Below are 23,900 nucleotides of genomic sequence, written 5' to 3'. Positions count from 1 at the left end.
CGGGCGTCGGAGGGGAGGCCATGTCACGATCGGGAGCCGAACTGGGTGCGTTCCTGCGCGCTCGCCGGGCCGGACTGCAGCCGGGAGACCTCGGTCTGCAGAGCTACGGCAGCCGTCGGGTCGCCGGCCTCCGGCGCGAGGAGGTCGCGTTGCTGGCCCAGGTCAGCACGTCCTACTACACCCGGATCGAGCAGGGTACGGCCGGCGTCATCTCGGCCGCCGTTCTCGAGTCGCTGGCCCGGACCTTCGAGTTGGACGACGATGAACGGGCTCACCTGTTCCGGCTGGCCAAGGTGGCGCCGGCCGAGCCGGAGCCCGGGCCGGGTGGCCTCGACCGAGACCTGGACCGGCTGGTCAAGGCGATCGATCCGGTCCCGGCCGCGGTCCTCGGCCCGTCGATGGACATCCTCGGCTGGAACCGCACCTGTCACCTGATCTTCGGCAGTCACCTGACGTTCGAGCTGCCGATCCGGGAACCGGAGCGGTCGAACTGGATCCGGCTGTTGTTCGTCGATCCGGAGTATCGGCGGCTGTTCGTCGACTGGACCGAGGTCGCCACCGACGTGGTCGGCCGGTTGCGTACGTCGTCGGGGCGCTGGCCGGCCCACGGCGGGCTGCGGGAGTTGATCACCGACCTGGGTGAGCGCTGTCCGGAGTTCCTCGAGCTGTGGCACCGCCATCCGGTGCGCGACCGGCCGCTCAGCGGGGTGCGACTGGCCCATCCGGTGCTCGGACCGCTCGAGCTGTCCGACGTGGTGCTGAGCCCGGTCGGGCGGGACGATCTGCGCCTGCTGATCTTCCTGGCCGAGCCGGGAAGCCCGACCGCCCGAGTGCTCGACCGGCGCCGCGCTTCCTGACCCTGACAGTGGCAGGCAGCACACGGTCTGGAGCGCTGCCGGCGGAGGCGCCATCGTGGGTGGTCCAGCCCCTCCACGTCAGGAGATGATCATGAAGTTGACCAGTGTCTACCCGGTGCTGATGGCGCGCGATGTCGCTGCCGCGGCGGCGTTCTACCGCGACGTCCTCGGGTTCGAGACCACCTTCGAGGCCGACTGGTACGTCAGCCTCCGGCAGGGCCTGTGGGAGCTGGCTCTGCTCGACCCGGACCATCCGACCATCCCGGAGGGCTTTCGCGGTTCACCGGCGGGCGGCGTCCTGCTCAACCTCGAGGTGGCCGACGTCGACACCGTGTACCAGGACCTGACCGCCCGCGGCGTCGAGGTCGCGTTGCCGCTGCGCTCGGAGGACTTCGGCCAGCGGCACTTCATCGTGCGCGGGCCGGACGGCGTGCTGATCGACGTGATCACGCCCATTCCGCCGCAGGGTGAGTACGTCGAGCAGTTCGCCGACGCGGCGACGCCGGTCGACGGCTGACCCCACGGGGTACGAAGAACGCCGCCGCCACGACCAGCGTGGCGGCGGCGTTCGCCGTCCGGCTCAGCGTCGCAGCGACCGGAACTGCAGGGTGGCGAACACCCCGACCACCGCCGCCTGGACCAGCACCCAGCCGCGGCCCAGGAGGCTCGGCTCGGCAGCAGCCAGCGCGAAGACGATCGACGCCACCACCCAGGCGAGATTGATGATCACCGGCAGCCAGTCCGCCGGGCGCGGCTCGGGTGCGCGGGCGGCCATGATCAGCGGCACGGTCACGAGCACCAGGAACAGCCCGACCCCGACCAGGAGGGCCGGCGCGACGCCCAGCACCGGGGCGATCCGGTCGGCGAACACCAGATAGCCGAGGCCGTTCAGTCCCGTCACGGCCGCATCCAGGCCGAACCACAGCCGCCGCCGGTCGACCTTCGACTGCGGTATCGCGGTGGCTGGTCCTCCGGCGGTCATCGCCGCCACCCGGCGCAGCGATCGGTGATCATCAAGATGAGCTCGGTCATGATCAACTCCTTCCTCGAGCCGGCCGGTCCGGCCCGGATCCCAGCTTGGGCGGGAATCCGTGGCACAACCAGACCGCGGCGCGGGTGCCACTGGCAGTGGCAGGCAGCAGTGGCAGGCACCGGCGGCCGGTGCGGCGGCGAGTTCGGGTCGGGTCGTGATCATCATTCGCCGGAGAGCTGCAGCCAGGCCTCGCGGCGCTCCCGCTGCTGGTCCGGATCGGCGACCGGCACGGCGGCCAGCAACCGTTGCGTGTAAGGCTCCGCGGGCCGGCTGAGCACCCGCTCGGTCGGCCCGGTCTCCACGACCCGGCCCTGCCGCATGACGGCGATCCGGTCCGTCAGCTGGCCGACCACGGCCAGGTCGTGCGAGATGAACAGGCAGCCGAAGCCGAGCTCGCGGTGCAGGTCGGCCAGCAGCTCGATGATCGTCTGCTGGACCGAGACGTCCAGCGCACTGGTGGGTTCGTCCGCGATCAACAGCTCCGGGTCGTTCGCCAGCGCGCGGGCGATCGCCACCCGTTGCCGCTGCCCGCCGGACAGCTCGTGCGGCAGCCGCTGGGCGAGCGCCGGCCCGAGCCGGACCGCGTCGAGCAGTTCCAGGACGCGGCGCCGGCGAGCTGTCGGCGCCGCTCCGGCCAACTGCAGCGGCTCGGCGATGCTGTGCTCGATCGGGTGCCGCGGATTGAGGCTCGACCCCGGGTCCTGGAAGATCATGCCGAGCCGCGATCGGGCCCGGTGCAGCACCCGCCGGTTGGCCCGGGTGATGTCGATCCCGGCCAACTCCACCGAACCGGCGGCGGCGCGGACCAGCCCGGCCAGCGCCCGCCCGATGGTGGACTTGCCGGAGCCGGACTCGCCGACCAGCCCGACCAGGTCACCGCGGCCGATCCGCAGGTTCACCTGCTCGGCCGCGGTGACCGCCCGGCCGAACCCGCCGCCCGGGTAGGTCACCGTCACCTGTCTCAGCTCGGCCGCCGGCGGAGTGTCGGATTCGCTGTCCGGTAAGGGATCCGGCGCGGGCTCGGCCTCGGTGATGGTCAGCCCGGCCAGTTTCGGTACGGCGCCGAGCAGGGTTCGGGTGTAGTCGTCGCCCGGGTCGGCGAACAGCTGCCGTACCGGCGCCGATTCGACCAGCAGGCCCGACCGCAGCACGGCCACGTCGTCGGCCAGATCGGCCACCACGCCCATGTCGTGAGTGATCAACAAGATCGCCATGCCGAGCTCGTCGCGGAGTCGCCGGAGCAGGGCGAGGATGCCGGCCTGCACCGTGACGTCGAGCGCCGTGGTCGGCTCGTCGGCGATCAACACCTGCGGGCCGTTGCCGATCGCCATCGCGATCATGCAGCGCTGCAGTTGACCGCCGGACAACTCGTGCGGATAGGACCGGGCGATCCGCAGGCCGTCGGTGAGCCCGACCTGGGCCAGCAGTTCGCGGACCCGGTGCCGGGCGTCGGCCGGGGACAGGTTCCGATCATGCGCCCGGAGCGCCTCGGTGATCTGCCAGCCGACCGAGTAGACCGGGTTCAGCGCGCTGGCCGGCTCCTGGAAGATCGTCCCGATGGTGCCGCCGCGGACTTGGCGCAGCCGTTCCGGCGGTGCGCCGAGCAGTTCCTCACCGGCGAGCCGGATACTGCCGGCGACGCGCGCGGTGTCCGGCAGCAGGCCGAGCGTCGCCAGCGCGCTGACGCTCTTGCCGGAACCCGACTCGCCGACCAGCGCGAGCACCCGGCCGCGCTGGACCGCGAAGCTCACCCCGGCGACGGCCTCGACCTCGGCGCCGCGTCCCGACCGGGGCCGGAACGTGACGCCGAGGTCGGCGACGTCGAGGACGGGAACGCTCATTGCTTGAGCGTGACCTTGGTGTAGTTCGGATAGGCCGGGAACGTGCCGATCGCGAAGTTCTGCACGTTGGAGCCGTGCAGGAACGAGTTCTTCGTGTACGTCAGCGGGATCACCGGAGCGTCGGTCATGATCTTCTTGTCGATCTCCGCCCAGATCGCCTCGGCCGCGGCCGGGTCGATCGTCCCGGTCGCCTTCTTGACCAACTCGTCCACCTCCGGATTGCTGTAGCGGGAGATGTTGTAGTTACCGTTGCCGATCTGGCTGGACGCGAACAGCGGCTGGATGTTGCCGTTGGCCGACGGGAAGTCCGGCTGCCAACTGCCCAGGTACAGGTCGTAGTCGCCCTTCGGCCCGGTCGCCGTCTGGATCAGTGCGTTGGAGTCCAGCGGCCGCAGGGTGACCGTCACGCCGGCCTTCGCGAAGCCCTGCTGTAGCGCCTGCGCCTGGGCCTGGTCGGAACCGTCGTCGCCGACGATCAAGGTCAGTTTCAGGTCGGACTGGCCCGCGTCGGCGAGCAGCGACTTGGCCTTCTCGATGTCGCCGGTCGCCGGGGCCGGGTAGAGGTCGTACACCTGGCGGCCGGGGATGCCGGGCGTGATCAACGTGGTCGCGTAGTCGCCGGAGATCGGTCCGCCGACCGCGGTCAGGTACGCCTTGCGGTCGACCGCGTACTGCAGCGCCTGGCGAACCTTCACGTCCTTCAGCGCGCCGCGCTGGGTGTTCATCGCGAGGTAGGACAGGGCACCCGGCTCGGACGTGACCAGCCGTTCCTTGGCCTGCGGGTTCGCCTGGGCCTGGGCCAGTTGGGCGGCCGGTACGAAGCCCGCGCCGAACGCGTCCTTCGCCTCGCCGGAGTCGGCGATCAGTGCCTGGGCGGCGACCGTGTCGTCCTGGCTGAGCTTGAACGTGATCTTGTCCGGGCCGGCGGTGCGGACCTGGTCGGTCTCCCGCTTCCAGTTCTCGTTGCGGGTCAGCCGCATCGCGACGCCCTGGTCGTAGCTCTCGACCGTGTACGGACCGGAGGCGGCCGGCTTCTGGCCGTACGTCGCCGGGTCGTTGTCCTTCGCCTTCGGCACCGGCGAGAACGCGACCGTCGACGCCACCCACGGCCAGTCGCCGTAGGGCACGTCGAGCTCGAAGACGATCGTCCTGTCGTCCGGCGTCTTGATCGAATCGAGCTCCTGGCCCTGGTACGGACCGTCGTAGTCGCCGCCGCCGGTCAACAGCGTCTTGTGGTACGAGAGTCCGCCGGACAGCTCCGGCGCGAAGGACCGCTCGATGCCGTACTTGATGTCGGCGCTGGTGATCGGCGTGCCGTCGTCGAAGGTCAGCCCGTCCTTCAGGGTGAAGGTCCAGGTCTTGCCGTCCTCGCTGGGCGTGCCGGTGTCGGTGGCGAGGTCCGGGACCACGGCCGGCGGCTTGCCCGGGGCGATGTCCCAGGCGGTCAGCCGGCGGTGCACCAGGGCGTTGGAGGTGATCGCCAGGCCCTGGCTCTTGGCCGGGTCGAACGCCATCTCGGTGGCCGACGTGAAGATCGTCAGTGAGCCGCCGGTGGTCGGCGGGGCCGAGTTCCCGCCGCCCGGGCTGGGCGCATTGGCGTTGCAGCCGGTCAGCGCGATCACCGCCGCGGCGATCACCGCTCCCGCGAGTTTCAGTCTCTTCATGATCAGGTGGATCCTTCCGTTCAGTGCACCGCAGCGCGTCGGGCGCGGGGGTCGAGGAGGCCGTACGCCAGGTCGATGACCAGGTTGGCCAGGATGATCAGGAACGCCGAGAACAGGGTCACCCCGACGATCACGGGAAGATCGAGATTGCCGACGGCATCCAGCAGCAGGGCACCGAGCCCGGGCATCGAGAACACCCGCTCGGTGATCACGGCGCCGCCGAGCAGGCCGCCGAGGTCGAGACCGAACACCGTCGCGATCGGCAGCAGCACGTTGCGCAGCGCATGCAACGGGATGATCCGGCGCTCCCTGAGTCCCTTGGCCCGGGCGGTGCGGATGTAGTCCTCGTTGAGCACCTCGAGCAGTTGGCCGCGGGTCAGCCGGGTGTAGATGGCGGCGTTGATCAAGGCCAGCACACACCAGGGCAGCACCAGGTGCCAGAGCCAGTCGATCATGCCGTCGGCGATCGGTGAGTAGCCGCCGATCGGCACCATGTCGAGCGTGAAGCCGAACAGTAGGATGCCCAGCAACCCCACCAGATAAGAGGGTGCGGAGACTCCGGCGATGGACAGCGTCATCAGGGACCGGTCCAGCAGACTGCCCCGGCGCAGCGCGGAGATGGTCCCGGTGCCGACGCCGATGATCAGCCAGAGCACCGCCGCGCCGATGGCCAGCGAGAACGTCACGCCGATCCGGTCCATGATCAGCTCGGTGACCGGCTCGCTGAGCCGGAACGAGTAGCCGAAACAGGGCGCGTCGCACTGGATCGCGGCCGGGCCGGAGCCGAACGTGCGGCCGGCGACGATGCCGAGGCCGAACTGGACCACCTGGGTGTACCAGGGCGAGTCGAAGCCCATGAACGTGCGGGCCTGTTCCAGCCGTTCCGGGGTGCACGGGCGGCCGCAGGACAGCTGGGCCGGGTCGGCGGGGGACAGGTAGAAGACGGCGTACGTGACGAACGTCAAGATCACCAACACCAGCAGCATGCCGCCGATGCGGCCGGTCAGGTAGCGCAGCAGGTTCATCGCACAGTGCTCATCGGTTTGGGCTCATCTCCCGATCCCGGCCCGGGCCGTGACGGCCGTGCGCGGATCCAACGCGTCGCGCAGTCCGTCGCCGAACAGGTTGAACGCCAGCGTGATCAGGAACAGCGCCGCACCGGGGAAGATCAGGAACATCGGGTCGGTCCCGACCCAGCCGATCGCCTCGCCGATGGAGCGACCCCAGGCCGGTGTCGGCGGTGGCACGCCGACGCCGAGGAAGGACAGCGCCGCCTCGGTGCCGATCTTGCCCGGGATCGAGATCGTGGCGAAGACGATCACGGTCGCCGCGAGGTTCGGCAGCAACTGGCGGAACAGGACGTGCGCCGTGCCGCCGCCGGCGATCTGGGACGCGATCACGAAGTTGCGGTCCTTCAGCACCAGCGTCTGCGACCGGACCACCCGGGCGATGCCGGGCCAGCCGAAGAAGCCGATCACGACGACGATCAACACCGGTTTCGGCAGCCAGGCCGGCACGATCGCTCCCAACGCGATCATGAACACCAGGCCGGGGAAGCCGAACACGACGTCGGCGGTCCGGCCGAGGATGCGGTCGGTCCAGCCGCCGAAGTAGCCGGCCAGCAGGCCAACGACGACACCGATCACCACCGACACGACGGTCGCCGCGATGCCGACCACGAGCGAGGTCCGCGACCCGTGCACGACGATGGCGAACAGGTCCCGGCCGGTCAGCGGCTCGACGCCGAACCAGTGCCGGGCGCTGATCCCGCCGCCGAACCCGGCCGGGGCGCCGGTGGCGTCGAGGGCGTCCAGGTCATAGGTGTACGGGTCGTGGCCGGAGACCATCGTGATCACCGGGGCGAAGATCGCTGCCAGCACGAACACGGCGATCGTGACCGCTCCGAAGACCGCACCCGGGTCGGCGCGAAGACGCCGGAGCAGGCTCCGGGCGCCGGTGACCCGGTCGGTGACGCCGGCGTCGGCGTACCCGTCGGTCATCGTGTGGCACCTCCCTCGTCCCCCGGTCCGCTGCACGGTGTTGCCACGCGTGATGTTGCCACGAATGCCATCCGGAATCGCGTCATCTCACGTCGCCTCGGCGGTCGCGTCGGCCCCGTACGGTCTGGTAAAGGTGAGCCTGGTGGTGCTCGTGTAGTCCTTGCGCGGCCCGGTCACCCGCCACACGATGATCATGCCGCCCGTCTCCGGAGCGGGTTCGACGGTGCCTGCGTAGTCGTCGTCCCCGCAATCGTGCCGGACCGTTTCGCCGGGCCGCCAGCGATGGAAGAGCCGGCCGTCGTCGAAGGTGAGCCGCCAGCCGTCGGGGCCGGGCGCCAGGTAGTAGGTGCGGGTCGCCGGGCCGCGGTAGTCGCGCCACTCCAGAAGGCATTCCTCGAACCAGCGGAGCCGGTCTCCGGCCGGCTCCGGAGCGAGGGTGAGCCGCCCGGTGGCCGTACCGCGGACGTTGTTGCGGCGGTCGTCGATCACCCGGTCCAGCTGCCAGGTGCCGAGCAGGGTGAGCGGATCCGCGACGTTCATCGCGCGCTGATCACCGCGTTGTCGATCATGTGGCGTGGCCGATCATGAGGCGGCGCCGATCATGTGGCAGGCCCCGGTTCGATCGCGGCGAGCCGGGCCGAGGCGGTGGCCATGTGGGCGGCCATCGCCGATGCGGCGGCATCCGGGTCCCGCTGGCGCAGCGCGTCGTAGATCGCGGCGTGCTCACGTACGGCGGTCTCGGCGTGCTCGCCGTCCTGGACCGCGCGGTCGACCCAGATCCGCAGCAGGGAACGGACGATCTGGAGCAGGTCGAGCAGGACCGCGTTGCCGGTACTGGTGGCCAGCAGATGATGGAAGGCGAGATCGGCGTCGACGAACGCGGCAAGATCACCGACGCCGGCCCGCATCCCGTCCAGGTGCTCGCCGAGCCGGGCGAGTTGATCATCGTCCAGCCGCTCCGCGGCGAGCCGGGCGGCGAAGATCTCCAGGCCGGACCGGACCTCGATCAACTCCAGCGTGCTCCGCTCGCCGATCACCATGCCCCAGCGCAACGACTGCGGCAGCAACTCGCTGGCGTGGCCGCGCAGGTAGGTGCCCGACCCGGGCCGTACGTCGACGATGCCGAGGATCTCCAATGCCGCCAGCGCTTCCCGAACCGCCGACCGGCCGACCCCGAGCGTCGTCGCGAGCTGCCGTTCCGGCGGGAGCCGGGTGCCGGGCGCGATCGAGCCGCCGGTGAACAGGTCGAGCAGCCGGTTGGCCACCGCCGACACCGCGGACCCGGTCGGCAGCGCCCCGAGCGCGGCGCTGATCTCGGCCGATTGATCCCGGTACGCAGGCATGTCGCAAACCCTAACCCCCACCCCCATCCCGCCGACCAGTCACAAAAGCAGCGGTTTCTACGGCGTGTCGCTGCACTTGTGACCGGTCGGCGAGCGCGGGCAGCCGTCGGGGTGGGGCGAAGACTGCTGGGCGACTGACCAAGCGGCGGCTCGATTCCTTCGTGGTGATCGTTGGCGGGCGGTCGGGATCAGGGCGAGTCGTCGACGCGGTTCGGCGATTGCCGCGTCGACTTCTCGCCAGTCGGCGGCGGTGCTGTCCGGTCGACGGAGGCCCGACGTCGCGAGGGCCCGAGTGGGGTTGCCTGCCGCGGGGTCGGGCCGCCCGGCGTGGAGGCGGGACAGACGGGCGGACTCCGGGCGGGTCGGGGTCGAGGTCGGGCGAGGTCGGGGCGGGCGAGGCGAACTCGGGGCTGGGTGGGTCGAGGTGGGTGAGGTCGGGCCGGGTCGGGTCGAGGTGGGGTGGACTCGGATCGGGGGTCGAGGTGGGGCGGACTCGGATCGGAGTCGAGGGGGGCGGACTCGGATCGGGCGGGGTCGAGGCGGGTGGGACCCGGGCCGGGCAGCAGCGCCGTGGCGGGCCGAACTCGGGCTGGCGGGGCGAAGTCGGGCGGGCGAGGGGAACTCGGGGCTGGGCGGGGCCGAGGTGGGGCGGGGCCGGCAGGGGCGGGGTCGAGGTGGGCGGACTTCGGGCTGGCGGGGCGAAGTCGGGCGGGCGAGGCGAACTCGGGGCTCGGGGCCGAGGTGGGGATGGGCCGGGCAGGGCGGGGTCGAGGTGGGGCGGACTCCGGGCGGGGTAGAGACCGGGGCGAGTCGGGGGCGGGCGGGGCCGAAGGGGGCAAGCTCGTTGCGTGCGATGGGGCGAAGTCGAGGCGGGGTGGGACGGACGCATCTCGCCGGAGTCCTGTCGCCAAACTCCACGAGTCGTGACCTGGAGGCCGTATTCGGCTCCTAGTGCTCGAGTTGCGGAGTTCTGGCGACACCCTGAGCCCGTTAGCCGCAGCGGCGGGGGTGCCGATTTGGGGAGCGGCGGGCCGGACTCGGGGCGCGGACCAGAGGTGGGGCGAGGGGGCCGAGGCGGGGCGAAGCCGGGGCTGGGCTGGGCCGAGGTGGGGCGGACTCCGAGCGGGCGGGGCAGAGTCGGGGCGGGCCGTGGGCGCGGACCAGAGGCGGGGCGGGGGCCGAGGCGGGGCGGGCCGTGGGCGCGGACCAGAGGCGGGGCGGGGGCCGAGGCGGGGCGAAGCCAGGACCTGAACCGATAGCCGCGGCGGGGGCCGACTGGGGCGAGGCTGCGGTTGCCGGGTGGGCCGGGCTCGGGAGCTCGGCGCGATGATCCGGGGTGCAGAACACGCTGCGATCCTCGCGCGCGTTCCGGGACTGGGGGAGCCTCGATGGCGAAGCCGGCACCTTGACGCGTCCGGTCGGCGTCGCGCCCTTACCCGGAGTCTCGGGTTCGCTCACCCTCGGGCCGATCGACCGGTCACAAGTGCAGCGACACGCCGTCAAAACCGCTGCTTTTGTGACCGGTCAGCGGAAATGGGATTGGTCAACCGGTTGACAGATTCGCGGCGGGCGGGTGAACATGATGCGCATGAGGGCAGTGCAAAGTGGCCAGGAGCCTCGGCAGCATCCGACAGCGGCAGCAGGAACGGTGGAGCGGTCGGCGATTCGGAAGATCGCCGTGCGGCTGGTCCCGTTCGTCGCATTGATGTTCTTCATCAACTACCTGGATCGGACGGCGATCGGGTTCGCCGCACCGAACGGGATGAACACCGATCTCGCGCTGTCGGCGGCGCAGTTCGGGTTCGCCTCCGGGGTGTTCTTCATCGGCTACATCCTGCTGGAGGTGCCGTCGAACCTCGCTCTGCACCGGTTCGGGGCCCGCCGCTGGCTGGCCCGGATCATGATCACCTGGGGCATCGTGGCGGCGCTGTTCACCTGGGTGCAGGGGTTCGAGCAGTTGGTCGTGCTGCGGTTCCTGCTCGGCGTCGCCGAGGCCGGCTTCTTCCCGGGCGCGATCCTGTTCCTCAGCCTGTGGGTGCCGGCCCGGCACCGCAGCAAGATCCTGGCCCTATTCTACCTGGCCCAGCCGCTGACCACGGTGATCGGCGCTCCGCTGGCCGGCGTGTTGATCAACCAGCACGGCGTGTTCTTCGGGCTCGAGGGTTGGCGGTTCATGTTCCTCGGAGTCGCGTTGCCGGCCATCGTCGTCGGCGTGATCGCCTGGTTCTACCTCAAGGACAGCCCCAAGGACGCGCGCTGGCTCACCGACGCGGAGCGGGACTGGCTGACCGCGGAGTTGCGCGCCGAGAACAGCGGGGACCAGCGGCCGCACACGTCGATCAGGCACGCGTTCGGCAGTGGTCGGGTCTGGCTGTTGTCGATCATGTACTTCGGGTTCATCTACGGCCTGTACGCGCTCGCGTTCTTCCTGCCGACGATCATCAAGGGGTTCCAGGCGGCGAGCGGGACCACGTTCGACGTGGTGCAGCAGGGGCTGATCACCGCGATCCCGTACCTGCCGGCGGCGGTGGCCCTCTACCTCTGGTCGCGCGACGTGACCCGGCGCGGTCTGCGCACCTGGCACATCGTCATCCCGGCGGTGCTCGGTGCGGTCAGCATCCCGCTGGCCCTGTTCGCGCAGAGCCCGGCGCTGACGATCGCGATCATCACGATCACTGCGATGTCGATCTTCTCCGTGCTGCCGAACTTCTGGACCTTGCCGACCCGGTTCCTGTCCGGCGCCGCCGCGGCGGCCGGGATCGCGTTGATCAACACGGTGGGCAACCTGGCCGGCTTCTCGGCGCCGTACGTCACCGGCGCGGTGCACGACCTGACCGGCGGCTATCAGGTGCCGATGTTCATCGTCGGCGGCTTCCTTGCCCTCTCGGCGGTCGTCATGGTGGTGCTGGCCCGGCGGGGTAGCGTCGCCCTGAACCCTGACGAGGAGGCCAGATGACCCGACTGTTCAACGACCCCACCGCGTTCGCCGACGAGTTCGCCGAGGGCTTCGTCGCCGCCAATCGGCGCACCGTCCGCGCCGTGTCCGGCGGTGTGGTGCGCGCGACCGCCGTCCCGCCCGGCCAAGTGGCAGTGATCATCGGCGGCGGCTCCGGCCACTACCCGGCCTTCGGCGGGCTGGTCGGCCAGGGCCTCGCCCACGGCGCCGCGCTCGGCAACATCTTCGCGTCGCCGTCGGCCGGCCAGGTCTACTCGGTGGCGAAGGCCGCCGAGACCGGCGGCGGTGTGCTGCTCACGTACGGCAACTATGCGGGCGACGTGCTCAACTTCGACGCGGCCCAAGATCGCCTCCGGGCCGAGGGGATCGCCTGCGAGACCGTCACGACGACCGACGACATCTCCAGCGCCGGCCCGGCGGAACGGGATCGCCGCCGTGGCGTGGCCGGCAACCTGTGCGTGTTCAAGATCGCCGCGGCCGCCGCCGAGGAGGGCCGCGAGCTGGCCGAGGTGGTCCGGCTGGCCCGGCTGGCCAACGACCGGACCCGTTCGATGGGCGTGGCGTTCGGGGGATGCACGCTGCCCGGTGCGGGGGCGCCGCTATTCGAGGTGCCGGCCGGCAAGATGGCCGTCGGCCTCGGCATCCACGGCGAACCGGGCCTGTCCGAGACGGACGTGCCGACCGCCGACGAATTGGCCGAACTGCTGGTAGGCAACCTGCTGCGGGAACTGCCGGACGGCGTGCCGACTCCGGCCGGCGCGCGCGTGGTGCCGATCTTGAACGGGCTCGGTTCGGTGAAGTACGAGGAGCTGTACGTCGTCTACCGGCGGGTCGCCCAACTGCTCGAGGACGCGGGCGCGGTGATCGTCGAGCCGGAGGTCGGCGAGTTCTGCACCAGCCTCGACATGGCCGGCGCCTCGCTGACCCTGTTCTGGCTGGACGACGAGCTCGAGGCGCTGTGGCTGGCCCCGGCCGACACTCCGGCGTACCGGAAGGGTTCCGTGACGGCGGCCGCGGCGGTGGACCAGGCGACGCTCGACGCCGCCGCCGACGCAGACGTCCCGCCGGCCAGTGACGAGTCCCGCGCGGCCGCGGTGATCATCGATGCGGCGCTGGCGGCGATCCAGGACACCCTCGACCGCTCCGTGGACGAACTGGGCCGGCTGGACGCGATCGCGGGCGACGGTGATCATGGGATCGGCATGCAGCGCGGGGCCCGGGCCGGCCGGGCTGCCGCGGCGGAAGCGCTGGCCGCCGGCGCGGGCGCCGGGACGCTGTTGATCAAGGCCGCGGACGCCTGGGCCGACCGGGCCGGCGGCACCTCGGGCGCGCTCTGGGGTGTCGCACTACGGGCGCTGGGGGAGCGGCTCGGCGATGCCGACCCGGCCTTCTCGGCTGCGGTGGTGGAAGGCGTCGCGGCGGCCCGCGACGGAGTGATCAACTACGGCAAGGCCGAGGTCGGCGACAAGACCATGGTCGACGCGCTGGTTCCGTTCGCGGACACCCTGGCCGCTGCCCTCGGTGAGGGTGCCGACCTGGTCGAGGCCTGGCGCCGCGCGGCGGACTCCGCGACCAAGGCCGCCGCGGCGACGTCGGATCTGCTTCCCCGCAAGGGAAGGGCGCGGCCGCATGCCGAGAAGAGCCTCGGCACGCCGGACCCGGGTGCGCACTCGTTCGCCCTGATCGTCGTCGCCGTCGGCGACGTCCTGGACGGTGCCGTCGGCGGATGAGTCAGCACAAGATCACCATCGGCGTGAGCCTGAAGATGTACTTCGGGCACGCCCGGACGCTCGCCTGGTGCCGCGACGTCGCGCGGGTCGCGGCACAGCGGCCGGGCATCGTGCCGGAGCGGGTGGAGTTGTTCGTGCTGCCCACGTTCCCGGCGCTGGCGCCCGCGATCACGGCGATCGACGGGGCTCCGGTGGCGGTGGGCGCCCAGGACCTGCACTGGGCCGACTCCGGCGCTTATACGGGCGAGGTGTCGGCGGTCGAGCTGGCCGAACTCGGCGTCCGGTACGTCGAGGTCGGGCACGCCGAGCGGCGCCGGCTGTTCGGCGAGACCGACGAGGTGATCAAGCTCAAGACCGCCGCCGCCCTGCGGCACGGCCTGGTCCCGGTGCTCTGCGTCGGCGAACCGGACCGGGTCGACGCGGACGCGGCGATCGGCATCGTCCATGATCAACTCGATGCCGCGCTGGCCGAGGCGCCGGCCGGCCGGGTGATCATCGCGTACGAGCCGGTCTGGGCCATCGGGGCGCCGCAGCCGGCACCGGACGAGCACATCCGGGCCGTCTGTGCCGCCCTGCGCGGCAGCGGCCGTGACACGGCTTCGGTGATCTACGGCGGCGCCGCCGGGCCGGGCCTGCTCGGCCGGCTCGAGGGGACCGTCGACGGCCTGTTCCTGGGCCGGTTCGCGCACGACCCGGCCGCGCTGGCCACCGTGCTCGACGAGGCGGCGGCACTGGTGATCAAGGAGGACGCTCGGTGAACGGCAGGCTGGGTCTCGGCAGCTACGCGTACTTCTGGCGGCATTCGGAGCGTGCGCCGGAGCCGCTGACGCTGGCCGACGAGCTGCGCCAGACCTGGGACGCCGGCCTCGACCTGTTCCAGATCTGCGACTACGCGCCGCTGCTGGACTTCACCGAGGCCGAGTTGCGCGCGACCAGGGCGGTCGCGGACGACTGCGGGGTCGAGCTCGAACTCGGCACCAAGGGCGTCGCCGTCGATCACCTGACGCGGTTCGCCGAGCTGGCCGTGATCTTGAACGCGCGGCTGGTCCGCAGCATGGTGCTGCCGGCCGACCGGGACGCCGGGTTGGCCGAGGTCGAGGCCGGCCTGCGCCAGGTACTGCCGCGGTTCGCCGAGGCCGGGATCGTCCTCGCCCTCGAGACGTACGAGCAGCTGCCGTCCACCGACCTGGTCGCCCTGATCGAGAACGTGGCCGACCCTGCGCTCGGGATCTGCCTGGACCCGGCCAACAACGTGGCCGCCCTGGAGCATCCGCGCGACGTGGTCGAGCGCTGTGCGCCGTACACGAAGAACGTGCACGTCAAGGACTTCGCCTTCACCCGGACCGGCGGCTGGATCGGCTTCACGCTGGAGGGCGTGCCGCTCGGCACCGGGCTGCTCGATCTCGATCACCTGCTGGCCACGGTCGACCCGGTCGGCCGCGGCATCACCATGATCACCGAGCACTGGCTGACCTGGCGCGGCGACTACGCCGAAACCGCCCGGCTGGAAGGCGAATGGACCGATCAGACGATCACCAGAATGAAGGAGCACCTGACATGACCGAGCAACTGACCATCGCCGTGATCGGAGCCGGCGGCAAGATGGGCATGCGGATCTCGAACAACCTGCAGCGCACCGCTCATGCCGTCCGCTACGCCGAGACCTCGCCGGCCGGCCGGGACCGGGTGACCGACGCCGGTCGCGAGGTCGTGGACTCCGCCGAGGCCGTCAAGGGCGCGCAGGTGATCGTGCTGGCGGTGCCGGACCTGGCCCTCGGCCCGGTGACCGAGGAGCTGGTGCCGCTCGCCGAGCCCGGGGCGATCGTGCTCACCCTCGATCCGGCCGCCGCGTACGCCGGGCTGCTGACCACCCGGGACGACGTGATCATGGGCGTCGCGCATCCCTGCCATCCGTCGGTGTTCCTGGAGCGGACCAGCAAGGAGGAGTGGGCCGACACGTTCGGCGGGATCGCCGCGCCGCAGGACGCGGTGGCGGCGATCGAGTCCGACGACCCGGCCCAGAAGTCGATCTTGGAGACCGTGATCCGGGCGATCTACGCGCCGGTGATCGACGTGCACTGGGTGACCGTCAAGCAGTTGGCCCAGCTGGAGCCGACGCTGGTCGAGACCGTGGCCTGCATGATCGGCCGGCTGCTGAACGAGGCGCTGGAGGAGGCCGTCCACACGATGGGCGTGCCGGAACCGGCCGCTCGCGCGATGCTGCTTGGCCACACCCAGGTGGCGCTGGCCAACGGGCTGCGCGGCGACAACCCGTTCAGCGACGCCTGCCTGATCGCCATGGACTACGGCCAGGAGACGATCATCAAGGAGGACTGGAAGAAGATCTTCTCCGACGACGAACTGGACAAGAACCTGGCCCGGATGCTGCACCTGGAGTCCATCCAGCGCTGACGTACGAAATCGCTGGAACCGCCGTCAGCGGGGTGTCATAGTGCGGACATGACCGACCCGACGGCCGCCGATGATCTTGTCCCGCTCGCCGACGGCCTGGTGCTGCGGCAGGCCCGGGCCGCCGAGCTGGATCAGATCGGCGCGCTGCTCACCGATCGCGGAGAGCCGGGCGATGCCCTTGATCATCGGCTGGTCGTCCAGGACCCCGATCTCGGCTGGCCGGCCTGTGCCGTGGTCGTCGACGGCGAGCGGGTGGTCTCGACGGCGACGCTGCTCGACGAGGTGATCCGGGTCGGCGACGTGCTGCTGCCGGCCGGCCAGGTCGAGCTGGTCGCCACCGACCGGGCGTACGAGGGACGTGGCCTGGTCCGCGCCCTGATGGCCTGGGCCCACCGCCGGTCCGCCGCCCGCGGTCAACTGCTGCAGATCATGATCGGGATCCCGTACTTCTACCGGCTCTTCGGGTACGAGTACGCGATCGACATCAACCCCGCCCGACCGGCCCAGGCGCCGACCGGGCCCGTCGGGGCAGGCTTCCGGCCGGCCCGCGAAGAGGACCTGCCCGGCCTGGCCGCACTACAGCAGCGCAGCCAGGCCGGCTTCGATCTTGCCGTGCCCCATCCGGCGGCCCGCTGGCGCTGGCTGCTGCACCAGGACGCCAGCGAACTCTGGGTGCTGGAGCGGGCCGGCAACCTGGCCGCCGGGGGCCGGGTCCGGCGCGGCGACGACGAGCTATTGCTCGCCGAGGCCGCCGCGGACGACGAACCGGCGGCGCTGGACCTGCTGCGCGGCGTCGCCGGCCTGGATCCCGACGCGGCATTGCGCGTGGTGGAACGGCCGGGCACCCTGGCCGCGACGGCCTGGCGGCCTCACCTTGATCACGAAGCGCCCCAGCGGGCCGAGGAGTACTACGTCCGGATCCCCGACGCGGCTGCCCTGTTGGACCGGCTGCGGCCGTTGTTCTGGCGGCGGTTGGCCGGTGCCGGACTGGACGCCGGCGGCCGGGACCTGGTGATCTCCACCTTCGGTGCGCACTACCGGCTGCCGACCGGCGACGACGGCCTGGGCCCGGTGATCACCGGCGGTCCGATGCAGAGCCCCGGTGTTGCCGGTGCGGTCGGCGTTGCGCCGGACCAGCTCGGGGCGCTGCTGTTCGGACCACGCGGGCTCGACGGCCTGACCCGGCTGAGGCCGGATGTGTACGCTGCCGACGCGGAGTTCTACGGCGCGATCTTCCCGCCGCTCACCGCCGACGTGCTCAGCTACTACCTGCCCTACTGACAGGCCGGCCGCGACAAGGGTTTTCGGGAGGTGGAGCTGGTGCAGGTCAGTCAGGTCGTCGTCTGTCCGCAGTGCCGGACGTTCTGGCCGGTGGGCGGTCCGGCCCGGTGTTCCGCTCCGGGCCATGATCATCAGCGGCACGAGGTGCATCGGCATCGCGACATCGTCGAGCTGCCCGACGCGACCCGGGTGACCGCGGTGTCCTTCGACGTGACGGATCCGTACGCCCGGGACCGGCGGCCCGACTACGGCGTCTACCTGGACCGGGCCTGGCAGCCGCCGTGGCCGCATGATCATCTCGACTGGCCCGACTTCGGCCTCCCCACGGATCAGGAAGCCATGATCACAAGCCTGCGCCGGGTGCTGGACCGGGCGCGGGCGGGGGAGCGGGTCGAGCTCGGCTGCCTCGGCGGCCACGGACGCACCGGCACCGCCCTCGCTGCTCTGGCCGTCCTGACCGGACACCCGGCCGCCGACGCGGTCGCCTGGACCCGTACCACCTACTGCCCGAAAGCCATCGAAACCCGGGCCCAAGAGTTGTTCATCACCCACCGGATCGGCGTCAGTTGCGGTCGGACCTGATACCGCAGCAGCGGGCGACGACGGTCTCCGCGGCCGGCGGCGGAGTCACCTTCGCCTCGGCCTCGACATCGGCGAGCATCTTCTCTCGTTCTGCCCGAGTGATCAGCTTGCCGCGCGTGATCACCGCGTGGATCTTCTGGGTGTTGCGGATGTTCGCCAGCGGGTCGGCGTCGACGACGAGGAGGTCGGCCCACTTGCCCGGCCGCACCGTCCCGCTCAGATGGCCGAGATCGACTGCCCGGGCCGCGTCGCGTGTCGCCGCGAGGATCGCCTGCATGGGAGTGAGTCCGCCGTCGACGAGCCAGCCGAGCTCGTCGTGGACGCCGAACCCGGCGAAGATGTACGCCACCAACGTGCCGCCATCGGTGCCGGCGATCAACGGGAGCTCGGCCTCGGCGAGCTTGCCCACCAGTCGGAGGGTTTCCTCGTGGTACGCCTGACGGGTCGCCGTCTGCTCCGGGCTCCACGGCGGGCCGAGCGAGTCGTTCCAACGCTCGATCAGCCAAGGCGGCAGGTACTTCGCGCGCGGGTCGTCCTGGTGGACCTCGGGCGGAAGATTGAAGAACCGGTGCACGGTGAGGGTCGGCGTGAGGAACGTGTTGTGGCGGCGCAGGGTGGCGTAGAGCCGCTCCGCACGACGCTCGTCGTAGGACTTGATCGCCTCCATTTCGAGGTTGCGGACGAAGAAGTACGACTCGTAGGGATTGGCGGGGTCGACGGGCCTGTTCGCGATGAGTGTGCGGTACTCGTCCGCCATCGCCGAAGTGTCGATCGGGATGCCGTGCAGGTGCTCCTGCGTCCGGATTCCCAGCTCGGCCGCCCGGGAGAGGGAGACCTTGTCGGGCACGTGGCCGGAGAACGGTAGGCCCTGACGGCGCGCCTCGCGGGCGATGACCTCGAACAGCTCGGGCGACATGAGCGACCAGTGCTTGACGAAGTCGGCCCCGGTCTCCTTGGCCTCGCGTACGGCGGCGCGCGCCTCCTCCGGCGTCTTGACGACAAGGCTCGCGCCCGGGAACGCGGCTTGTGCGATCGGGCCGTCCATCAGCTTGCTCCCGATGATCATGCGGGGGCCGAGGATCTGGCCGGCCTCGATCTGGTCGCGCATCCCGCTGAGGTGGGGAAACCCCATCATTTCGCGGACCGCCGTGACTCCGTTCGCGATGAACAACGGGAGCAGGAGCTTCGGGTAGTTCTCAGTGTGAGCGTGCATGTCCCACAGGCCGGGCAGCACGTACTTGCCCCGTACGTCCACGACCTTGACACCGGCTGGAAATTCGTGACGTGACTGACCACCAACGGCGATGATCCGGTCGCCGACGATGACGATCGTGGCCCGGCTGAGCGGCTTCTTCCCGGTGCCATCGATGAGGGTGCCGCCGACCAGGACGAGCACGTCGCCCTTTCCCTCGGCGAATGCCGCCGGCGCCGCCGCGATTCCCGTGAGTGCCAGCCCACTCGTGGAAAGCCATGCCATGAATGCTCGTCTACTGAGTCCCGCCATCGTGTCTCCTCCATTGGAGTCAAGGTCGTCGGCCATCAATCTAATGCCGCGCAGCCCGATGGCTCTACAGCGCCGACGCCGATCACCCTCAAGTCGGCATGGGGAGGTCAGCGGGTGGCGAGCTGCTGCTCCAGGTCTGCCTTGATCTGATCACCGCCGCGCCGATGCCACTCGGTCTTGAACGCCTCGAAGTCCGACAGCGGCCGGCGGCCGGAGACGATCTGGTTGATGTAGTCGTCGGTGATCTTCTCCAGCACGCCGCCGAGCCGATCACCGACCTCGGACGGCAGGCTGGCCACCGGGTTGTCGAAGCCGTCGGCGGCCAGCGCCTCGGCATAGGCGAGCGCGTCGGAATACCCGGTCGGCGTTCCCGGGTAGTAGTACGCATGCGGGTAGCCGGTGAGACCGGTCAGCTCGGCCTGCAGGGTCGGGTCGTCGACCGACGTCGGCTCGTGATCGTCGTTGTAGTTCCAGTGCCGGCCCTCAATGCCGAACCGGTTGATCATGTATTCCTTGGTGCCGAAGCCGGCGGCCAGGTAGTCGAGGCAGCGCAGGATCGTCTCGATCCGGCCCGGCTTCTCGGCGGCCTTGGCGGAGATCGCGGCGCGGGAGAACCAGCCGGTCGTCTTGACCCACTTTCCCTGGCCGCCGTCGTGGCCGGGCGGCAGCAGCGGGATCGTGCCCGGATGCTTGACGATCATCTGCCGGCCCTCGGAGGTCGCGGCGAAGGCGTACCCGATGCCGCCCTTGGCGATCCCGATCTGACTCGAGGTGAACATGCCGAGGACCTTGATCTCCTGCGCGTTCAGGGCCAGCGCGTCCGGATGGTAGCCGCCGGCCTGCCAGAGGTCGCGACACCAGGTGATGGCCTGCTCGTACTCGGGGGTGTCGACCCGGGCGACCAGCCCGCCGTCGGTGACCTGCCAGTCCGGGCCGACCCGGAACATCGAGAGGATGAACGGCATGATCGACCCGGGGAAGGCGCCGATGCCGTACGGGGTCTGACCGTTCTGCGGCGGGATCGCCTTCGGGATGTTGATCAGGAACTCCCGGAACTCCTCGGCGTTGGCCGGCGGTCCGGCCAATCCGATCTTCTCGGCCCAGTCGCCGCGGAAGATGAAGACCGTGTCCACGGCGGGCACCGGGTTCGCCACGCCCATCACCCGGCCGTTGATCATGGTGTTCTGCCAGGCCGCCACCGGGATGTTGGCTGCCAGGTTGGGATAGTTCTGCATCTTGTCGCCGGCGAGGTGGTCGGTCAGATCGGCGAAGGCGCCCTGCTTCAGCGCCTTGTCACCGATCGGGTTCGGCAGCAGCCCGGTCACGTCCGGCAGGTCGCCGCCGGCGAGCAGCGTGGCCAGTTTCGACTCGTAGGCATCCGACGGACCCCACACCTTCCTCAGGTCCATCCCGAGCCGGTCGTTCAGGTCCGCCCAGAAGGGATTCTGGCCGACCGGGGGAGGCGGCGGCGACCAGATGATCGAGAACATCGACATCGAGGTGCCGTCGCCGGGCTTCTCCGGCCAGGACACCCGCAGCGGGTCCGGCACCTTGGCGTAGGCGTTCGGCAGGCCGGGCACCTTGCTTCGGATCTCGCCCTCCACCGGCGGCGCCGGGATGTGCTTCGGCACTTCGGCGGGCCCGCCGGACGCGACCGGCGGCGCACCGGCACCCTCGCCGGTGATCGCCGAGCAGCCGGCGCCGGCCACCGCCAGCGATGCGCCGATCCCGGCCCGGAGCAGGCGGCGCCGGCCCAGCGGGCCCTCGGTCAGGGCGGGAATTCCATGATCACTCATGACAAGTCGACCTCTCTGCGTGCGCCGGCGATCAGCCCTTGATCGCACCGGTCAGCACGCCCTTGGTGAAGTACTTCTGCAGGAAGGGATAGACGAGCAGGATCGGCAGCACGGCGAGGGCGACGACGGCCATCTGTACCGACTCCGGCTGCGGTGGGGTGTGGTTCGGGTCCTCGATCTGCGGCATCGGGGATCCCTGCACCACATAGAGATTGAGGACCAACTGGATCGGCCACTTGGTGGCGTCGTTGATGTAGAGGAGCGCGGTGAAGAACGTGTTCCAGTAGCCCACCGCGTAGAACAGGGCGATCACTGCGCTGACCGCCTTGGACAGCGGCAGCACGATGCTGGTGAAGATCTGCCGGTCGTTGCAGCCGTCGATCCGGGCCGCCTCGATCAGTTCCCGGGGCAGCTGCAGATAGAAGTTCCGCAACACCACCAGGTTGAACGCGCTGATCAGGCCGGGCAGGATCATCGCGGCGTAACTGTCCAGCAGGCCGAGGCTCTTGATCAACAGGAAGTTCGGGATCATCCCGGCCCCGAACAGCATGGTGAAGAGTGCCAGATACAAGATCACCCGCATCCCCGGCAGGTCGGCGGTCCGGGTCAGCCCGTACGCCATCATCGACGTGCAGACCATCGAGCAGGCGGTGCCGACGAGCGTCACGCCGATCGACACCAGCAGGGCCCGGGTGACGATGCCGCCGCGGAGGATCGAGGTGTACGCCTCCAGACTGAACCGCTCCGGCAGCAGGCCGCCGAATCCGACCTCGGCCGAGTCGGCGAGCGACACGGCGATCACGTTGAGGAACGGGTAGAGCATCAGCACCGTGATCAGCACGATGACGATGATCTTGAGCGCCTGGACCGGCGGCGACGGCTTGCCGACCCAGATCGGCCGGGTCTCCCGGACCCGTGGCCGCCGTCCTGTCGCACTCGAGAGAGTCGCCATCAGAACAGTCCCTCCGCGCCGAACCGCTTGGACAGGGCGTTCGCGCCGAGGACGAGCAGCGTGCCGACGACGCCCTTGACCAGGCCGACCGCCGTGGAGAAGCCCCAGTCGCTGCCGACCACCCCGCGGAAGTAGACGAACGTGTCCAGCACCTCGGCCGCCGCCGCTCCGACCGTGTTGTACTGCAGGTAGATCTGCTCGAAGCCGACGGTCAGCACGTCACCGAGGCGCAAGATCAACAGCAGCAGGATGACCGGCAGCAGCCCGGGCAGGGTGACGTGCACGATCCGCCGCCAGGCGCCGGCACCGTCCACCGCCGCGCTCTCGTACAGCTCGGTCGGGATGGTGGTGAGGGCGGCGAAGAAGATGATCGTGCCCCAGCCCGAGTCCTTCCAGATCACCTGCGAGGTGACCAGCAGGTGGAACGTCTCCGGGTTGCTCATCAGATTGACGTGCTCGATGCCGACCCGGCTCAGCACGTCGGTGACGATCCCGGTGCCGCCGAGGATCTGCTGCCAGATCGAGATCACGATCACCCAGGAGATGAAGTGCGGCAGATAGACGATCGACTGCAGCCACCGCTTCACCCGCGTGCTGATCAAGGAGTTCAGCAGCAGGGCCAGCGCGATCGGCGCCGGGAAGGCGAAGATGATCTGCAACAGCGACAACTGCAACGTGTTGATCACCGCGTGTCCGACGTCCGGGTCGGTGATCAACCGCCGGAAGTTCTCCAACCCGACCCAGGGGCTGTTGGCGAAGCCGAGGAACGGGGAGTAGTCCTGGAACGCCGCGACGTTGCCCAGCATCGGCACGTAGGCGAAGATCACGAAGAAGATCAATCCGGGCAGGACGAAGGCATACATGCGCCAGTGCCGCCGGGCCAGCAGCCAGCGCCGACGTCGGACCCGCCCGGACGTTGCGGCGGCCCGATCCGGCACCGCGGCTCGCGCCCCGAGCCGGCCCAGTTCGGGGCCGGTTTCGCTGATCACGGACACACGCTCCTTGGGTCGTCGCGCAGGATGTCGCACTGAGCCGACGCAGTCATCGTCGAACGGGCGCAGGTGCCGCCACAACCGCCCTGGTTAGACCAGTCGTTACCTGTTTCCGCCCGACTCGGTGCAGACTGGTTCAGCACAGCTCGTCGTGGGACCCGAAGGAGCGAACGTGACGCAGGAGGCGGTGACCTCGAAGGTCGACCTGGTCCGGACCCAGCTGCTAAACCTGATCGACCAGACCGAGGAGGGTACGGCGCTGCCCTCGGAACGGATCTTGGCGGCCCGGTTCCAGGTCGCGCGGATGACGCTGCGCCGGGCCATGGATGATCTTGCCTTCGACGGCCTGATCGTCCGGCAGCACGGGCGCGGCGTGTTCACGGCGCGGCCGAAGGTGGCCGGCAGGCTGGCCGTGTCGTCGTTCTCCGAGGACACCCGGCGGCGCGGCCTCACGCCCGGGACCCGGGTGATCGCGTTCCGGAAGGGCCGGGCCGACCGCAACGTCGCCCGCCAGCTGAGGATCCCGGTCAACGACTTCGCCTACTTCTACACCCGGCTGCGGCTGGCCGACGGGGTTCCGATGGCGCTGCAGCACTGCACGCTGGTGGCCGACGCGGTGCCGGACCTGACCGAGGAGGACCTGACCGGTTCGCTGTACGAGTCGTTGGAGCGGCGGTACGGCGTCAAGATCAACGGGGCGACGGTCGATCTCGAGGCCGTGATGCCGGACGCCCGCAGTGCGGAACTGCTGACCATCCCGGTGAGCCAGCCATGCATTCAGCTCCGCGGGTTCGGACTGGACCAGACCGGCCGGGTGGTGGAGATCGGCCGCAGCCTGTTCCGCGGTGACCGGTATCGGCTCAGCAGTTCGTTCTCCCGCGGCGATCTGGGCCCGCGGCGGGCCCGGCCGAACGCGCGTTGAGGCCCGATGATCAACATGGTCAGCTGGTCTAATCC

The 23,900-nt window shown here is 70.3% G+C and carries 21 protein-coding genes; 10 read left to right on the top strand and 11 right to left on the bottom strand.

Translation table 11 applies throughout. The annotated features are described in order from the left end of the window. The first annotated feature begins 20 nt into the window (after positions 1–20). Together BKA15_RS03655 and BKA15_RS03650 are read left to right on the top strand one after the other, a co-directional pair. On the top strand, positions 21–857 hold the full coding sequence (locus BKA15_RS03655) for a helix-turn-helix transcriptional regulator (RefSeq protein ID WP_179748182.1): 837 nt from the start codon (positions 21–23) through the stop codon (positions 855–857). A gap of 91 nt (positions 858–948) precedes the next feature. Beyond that, on the top strand, positions 949–1,374 hold the full coding sequence (locus tag BKA15_RS03650; RefSeq protein WP_179748180.1) for a VOC family protein: 426 nt from the start codon (positions 949–951) through the stop codon (positions 1,372–1,374). A gap of 63 nt (positions 1,375–1,437) precedes the next feature. Here the strand turns inward: BKA15_RS03650 and BKA15_RS03645 are convergent, their stop codons facing one another. From BKA15_RS03645 to BKA15_RS03615, 7 genes are all read right to left on the bottom strand, one after another. Beyond that, the gene (locus tag BKA15_RS03645; protein WP_179748178.1) at positions 1,438–2,055 is read right to left on the bottom strand and encodes a hypothetical protein; all 618 of its coding nucleotides are present in this window, start codon (positions 2,053–2,055) and stop codon (positions 1,438–1,440) included. Beyond that, the gene (locus BKA15_RS03640; protein ID WP_179748176.1) at positions 2,052–3,731 is read right to left on the bottom strand and encodes a dipeptide ABC transporter ATP-binding protein; all 1,680 of its coding nucleotides are present in this window, start codon (positions 3,729–3,731) and stop codon (positions 2,052–2,054) included. The genes BKA15_RS03645 and BKA15_RS03640 overlap by 4 nt, the downstream gene beginning before the upstream one ends. Next, on the bottom strand, positions 3,728–5,395 hold the full coding sequence (locus BKA15_RS03635) for an ABC transporter substrate-binding protein (protein ID WP_179748174.1): 1,668 nt from the start codon (positions 5,393–5,395) through the stop codon (positions 3,728–3,730). The genes BKA15_RS03640 and BKA15_RS03635 overlap by 4 nt, the downstream gene beginning before the upstream one ends. A gap of 20 nt (positions 5,396–5,415) precedes the next feature. Next, positions 5,416–6,420 (bottom strand): ABC transporter permease, encoded by a 1,005-nt coding sequence (locus tag BKA15_RS03630; RefSeq protein ID WP_179748172.1) that lies wholly within the window; start codon positions 6,418–6,420, stop codon positions 5,416–5,418. Positions 6,421–6,444: 24 nt separating this feature from the next. Beyond that, entirely contained in the window at positions 6,445–7,395 is a 951-nt protein-coding gene (locus BKA15_RS03625; RefSeq protein ID WP_179748171.1) for an ABC transporter permease, read from the bottom strand. Between the two features lie 87 nt (positions 7,396–7,482). Beyond that, the gene (locus tag BKA15_RS03620) at positions 7,483–7,935 is read right to left on the bottom strand and encodes a DUF6314 family protein (RefSeq protein ID WP_179748169.1); all 453 of its coding nucleotides are present in this window, start codon (positions 7,933–7,935) and stop codon (positions 7,483–7,485) included. A gap of 59 nt (positions 7,936–7,994) precedes the next feature. Next, entirely contained in the window at positions 7,995–8,738 is a 744-nt protein-coding gene (locus tag BKA15_RS03615) for a FadR/GntR family transcriptional regulator (protein WP_179748167.1), read from the bottom strand. A 1,648-nt stretch (positions 8,739–10,386) separates the two neighbouring features. Here BKA15_RS03615 and BKA15_RS03610 point away from each other — a divergent pair. Genes BKA15_RS03610 through BKA15_RS03580 form a run of 7 tightly spaced genes read left to right on the top strand, consistent with a single transcriptional unit; the run spans position 10,387 to position 17,699 of the window. Then, entirely contained in the window at positions 10,387–11,694 is a 1,308-nt protein-coding gene (locus BKA15_RS03610; protein ID WP_218871049.1) for an MFS transporter, read from the top strand. After that, positions 11,691–13,424, top strand: a complete 1,734-nt coding sequence (locus BKA15_RS03605; RefSeq protein WP_179748163.1) for a dihydroxyacetone kinase family protein — start codon at positions 11,691–11,693, stop codon at positions 13,422–13,424. Before BKA15_RS03610 ends, BKA15_RS03605 begins: the two co-directional genes overlap by 4 nt. Beyond that, positions 13,421–14,182 carry a triose-phosphate isomerase family protein gene (locus BKA15_RS03600; RefSeq protein WP_179748161.1) on the top strand — a complete coding sequence of 254 codons (762 nt, stop codon included), beginning with the start codon at positions 13,421–13,423 and terminating at the stop codon, positions 14,180–14,182. The genes BKA15_RS03605 and BKA15_RS03600 overlap by 4 nt, the downstream gene beginning before the upstream one ends. Beyond that, positions 14,179–14,985 (top strand): sugar phosphate isomerase/epimerase family protein, encoded by an 807-nt coding sequence (locus BKA15_RS03595; protein ID WP_218871048.1) that lies wholly within the window; start codon positions 14,179–14,181, stop codon positions 14,983–14,985. Before BKA15_RS03600 ends, BKA15_RS03595 begins: the two co-directional genes overlap by 4 nt. After that, positions 14,982–15,836, top strand: coding sequence for a phosphogluconate dehydrogenase C-terminal domain-containing protein (locus tag BKA15_RS03590; protein WP_179748159.1), 855 nt, complete (start codon positions 14,982–14,984; stop codon positions 15,834–15,836). The genes BKA15_RS03595 and BKA15_RS03590 overlap by 4 nt, the downstream gene beginning before the upstream one ends. A gap of 48 nt (positions 15,837–15,884) precedes the next feature. Further along, positions 15,885–17,117: a GNAT family N-acetyltransferase gene (locus BKA15_RS03585; RefSeq protein ID WP_179748157.1), complete on the top strand. Its 1,233-nt coding sequence runs from the start codon at positions 15,885–15,887 to the stop codon at positions 17,115–17,117. Between the two features lie 39 nt (positions 17,118–17,156). After that, positions 17,157–17,699, top strand: a complete 543-nt coding sequence (locus BKA15_RS03580) for a protein-tyrosine phosphatase family protein (protein WP_179748155.1) — start codon at positions 17,157–17,159, stop codon at positions 17,697–17,699. Here BKA15_RS03580 and BKA15_RS03575 read toward each other — a convergent pair. The 4 genes from BKA15_RS03575 to BKA15_RS03560 all read right to left on the bottom strand — a co-directional run bounded on the left by BKA15_RS03575 (position 17,680) and on the right by BKA15_RS03560 (position 22,940). Continuing rightward, positions 17,680–19,239, bottom strand: coding sequence for an amidohydrolase family protein (locus BKA15_RS03575; RefSeq protein ID WP_179748153.1), 1,560 nt, complete (start codon positions 19,237–19,239; stop codon positions 17,680–17,682). The two genes, BKA15_RS03580 and BKA15_RS03575, sit on opposite strands and share 20 nt — an antisense overlap. Positions 19,240–19,310: 71 nt before the next feature. Then, positions 19,311–20,999, bottom strand: a complete 1,689-nt coding sequence (locus BKA15_RS03570) for an extracellular solute-binding protein (protein WP_179748151.1) — start codon at positions 20,997–20,999, stop codon at positions 19,311–19,313. Between the two features lie 31 nt (positions 21,000–21,030). Then, positions 21,031–21,951 carry a carbohydrate ABC transporter permease gene (locus tag BKA15_RS03565; protein ID WP_179748149.1) on the bottom strand — a complete coding sequence of 307 codons (921 nt, stop codon included), beginning with the start codon at positions 21,949–21,951 and terminating at the stop codon, positions 21,031–21,033. Continuing rightward, positions 21,951–22,940 (bottom strand): ABC transporter permease, encoded by a 990-nt coding sequence (locus BKA15_RS03560; RefSeq protein WP_312878808.1) that lies wholly within the window; start codon positions 22,938–22,940, stop codon positions 21,951–21,953. The genes BKA15_RS03565 and BKA15_RS03560 overlap by 1 nt, the downstream gene beginning before the upstream one ends. 175 nt (positions 22,941–23,115) lie before the next feature. Here BKA15_RS03560 and BKA15_RS03555 point away from each other — a divergent pair, with 175 nt between their 5' ends. Next, positions 23,116–23,865 carry a GntR family transcriptional regulator gene (locus BKA15_RS03555; RefSeq protein WP_179748147.1) on the top strand — a complete coding sequence of 250 codons (750 nt, stop codon included), beginning with the start codon at positions 23,116–23,118 and terminating at the stop codon, positions 23,863–23,865. The last annotated feature ends 35 nt before the right edge of the window (positions 23,866–23,900 follow it).

Origin of the sequence: Microlunatus parietis, assembly GCF_013407955.1 — a bacterium.
GTDB lineage: Bacteria > Actinomycetota > Actinomycetes > Propionibacteriales > Propionibacteriaceae > Microlunatus > Microlunatus parietis.
Note: the sequence above shows the minus strand (reverse complement) of the source record. Positions and strands in the feature narration are given on the sequence as shown.

Bases quoted from the DNA above. Each gene is read 5' to 3' on its own strand.
- BKA15_RS03645 (WP_179748178.1), bottom strand. From the start codon at position 2,055: ATGATGATCACGACCCGACCCGAACTCGCCGCCGCACCGGCCGCCGGT.
- BKA15_RS03650 (WP_179748180.1), top strand. From the start codon at position 949: ATGAAGTTGACCAGTGTCTACCCGGTGCTGATGGCGCGCGATGTCGCT.
- BKA15_RS03655 (WP_179748182.1), top strand. From the start codon at position 21: ATGTCACGATCGGGAGCCGAACTGGGTGCGTTCCTGCGCGCTCGCCGG.
- BKA15_RS03570 (WP_179748151.1), bottom strand. From the start codon at position 20,999: ATGAGTGATCATGGAATTCCCGCCCTGACCGAGGGCCCGCTGGGCCGG.
- BKA15_RS03635 (WP_179748174.1), bottom strand. From the start codon at position 5,395: ATGAAGAGACTGAAACTCGCGGGAGCGGTGATCGCCGCGGCGGTGATC.
- BKA15_RS03590 (WP_179748159.1), top strand. From the start codon at position 14,982: ATGACCGAGCAACTGACCATCGCCGTGATCGGAGCCGGCGGCAAGATG.
- BKA15_RS03640 (WP_179748176.1), bottom strand. From the start codon at position 3,731: ATGAGCGTTCCCGTCCTCGACGTCGCCGACCTCGGCGTCACGTTCCGG.
- BKA15_RS03625 (WP_179748171.1), bottom strand. From the start codon at position 7,395: ATGACCGACGGGTACGCCGACGCCGGCGTCACCGACCGGGTCACCGGC.
- BKA15_RS03615 (WP_179748167.1), bottom strand. From the start codon at position 8,738: ATGCCTGCGTACCGGGATCAATCGGCCGAGATCAGCGCCGCGCTCGGG.
- BKA15_RS03585 (WP_179748157.1), top strand. From the start codon at position 15,885: ATGACCGACCCGACGGCCGCCGATGATCTTGTCCCGCTCGCCGACGGC.
- BKA15_RS03605 (WP_179748163.1), top strand. From the start codon at position 11,691: ATGACCCGACTGTTCAACGACCCCACCGCGTTCGCCGACGAGTTCGCC.
- BKA15_RS03600 (WP_179748161.1), top strand. From the start codon at position 13,421: ATGAGTCAGCACAAGATCACCATCGGCGTGAGCCTGAAGATGTACTTC.
- BKA15_RS03565 (WP_179748149.1), bottom strand. From the start codon at position 21,951: ATGGCGACTCTCTCGAGTGCGACAGGACGGCGGCCACGGGTCCGGGAG.
- BKA15_RS03575 (WP_179748153.1), bottom strand. From the start codon at position 19,239: ATGGCCGACGACCTTGACTCCAATGGAGGAGACACGATGGCGGGACTC.
- BKA15_RS03630 (WP_179748172.1), bottom strand. From the start codon at position 6,420: ATGAACCTGCTGCGCTACCTGACCGGCCGCATCGGCGGCATGCTGCTG.
- BKA15_RS03620 (WP_179748169.1), bottom strand. From the start codon at position 7,935: ATGAACGTCGCGGATCCGCTCACCCTGCTCGGCACCTGGCAGCTGGAC.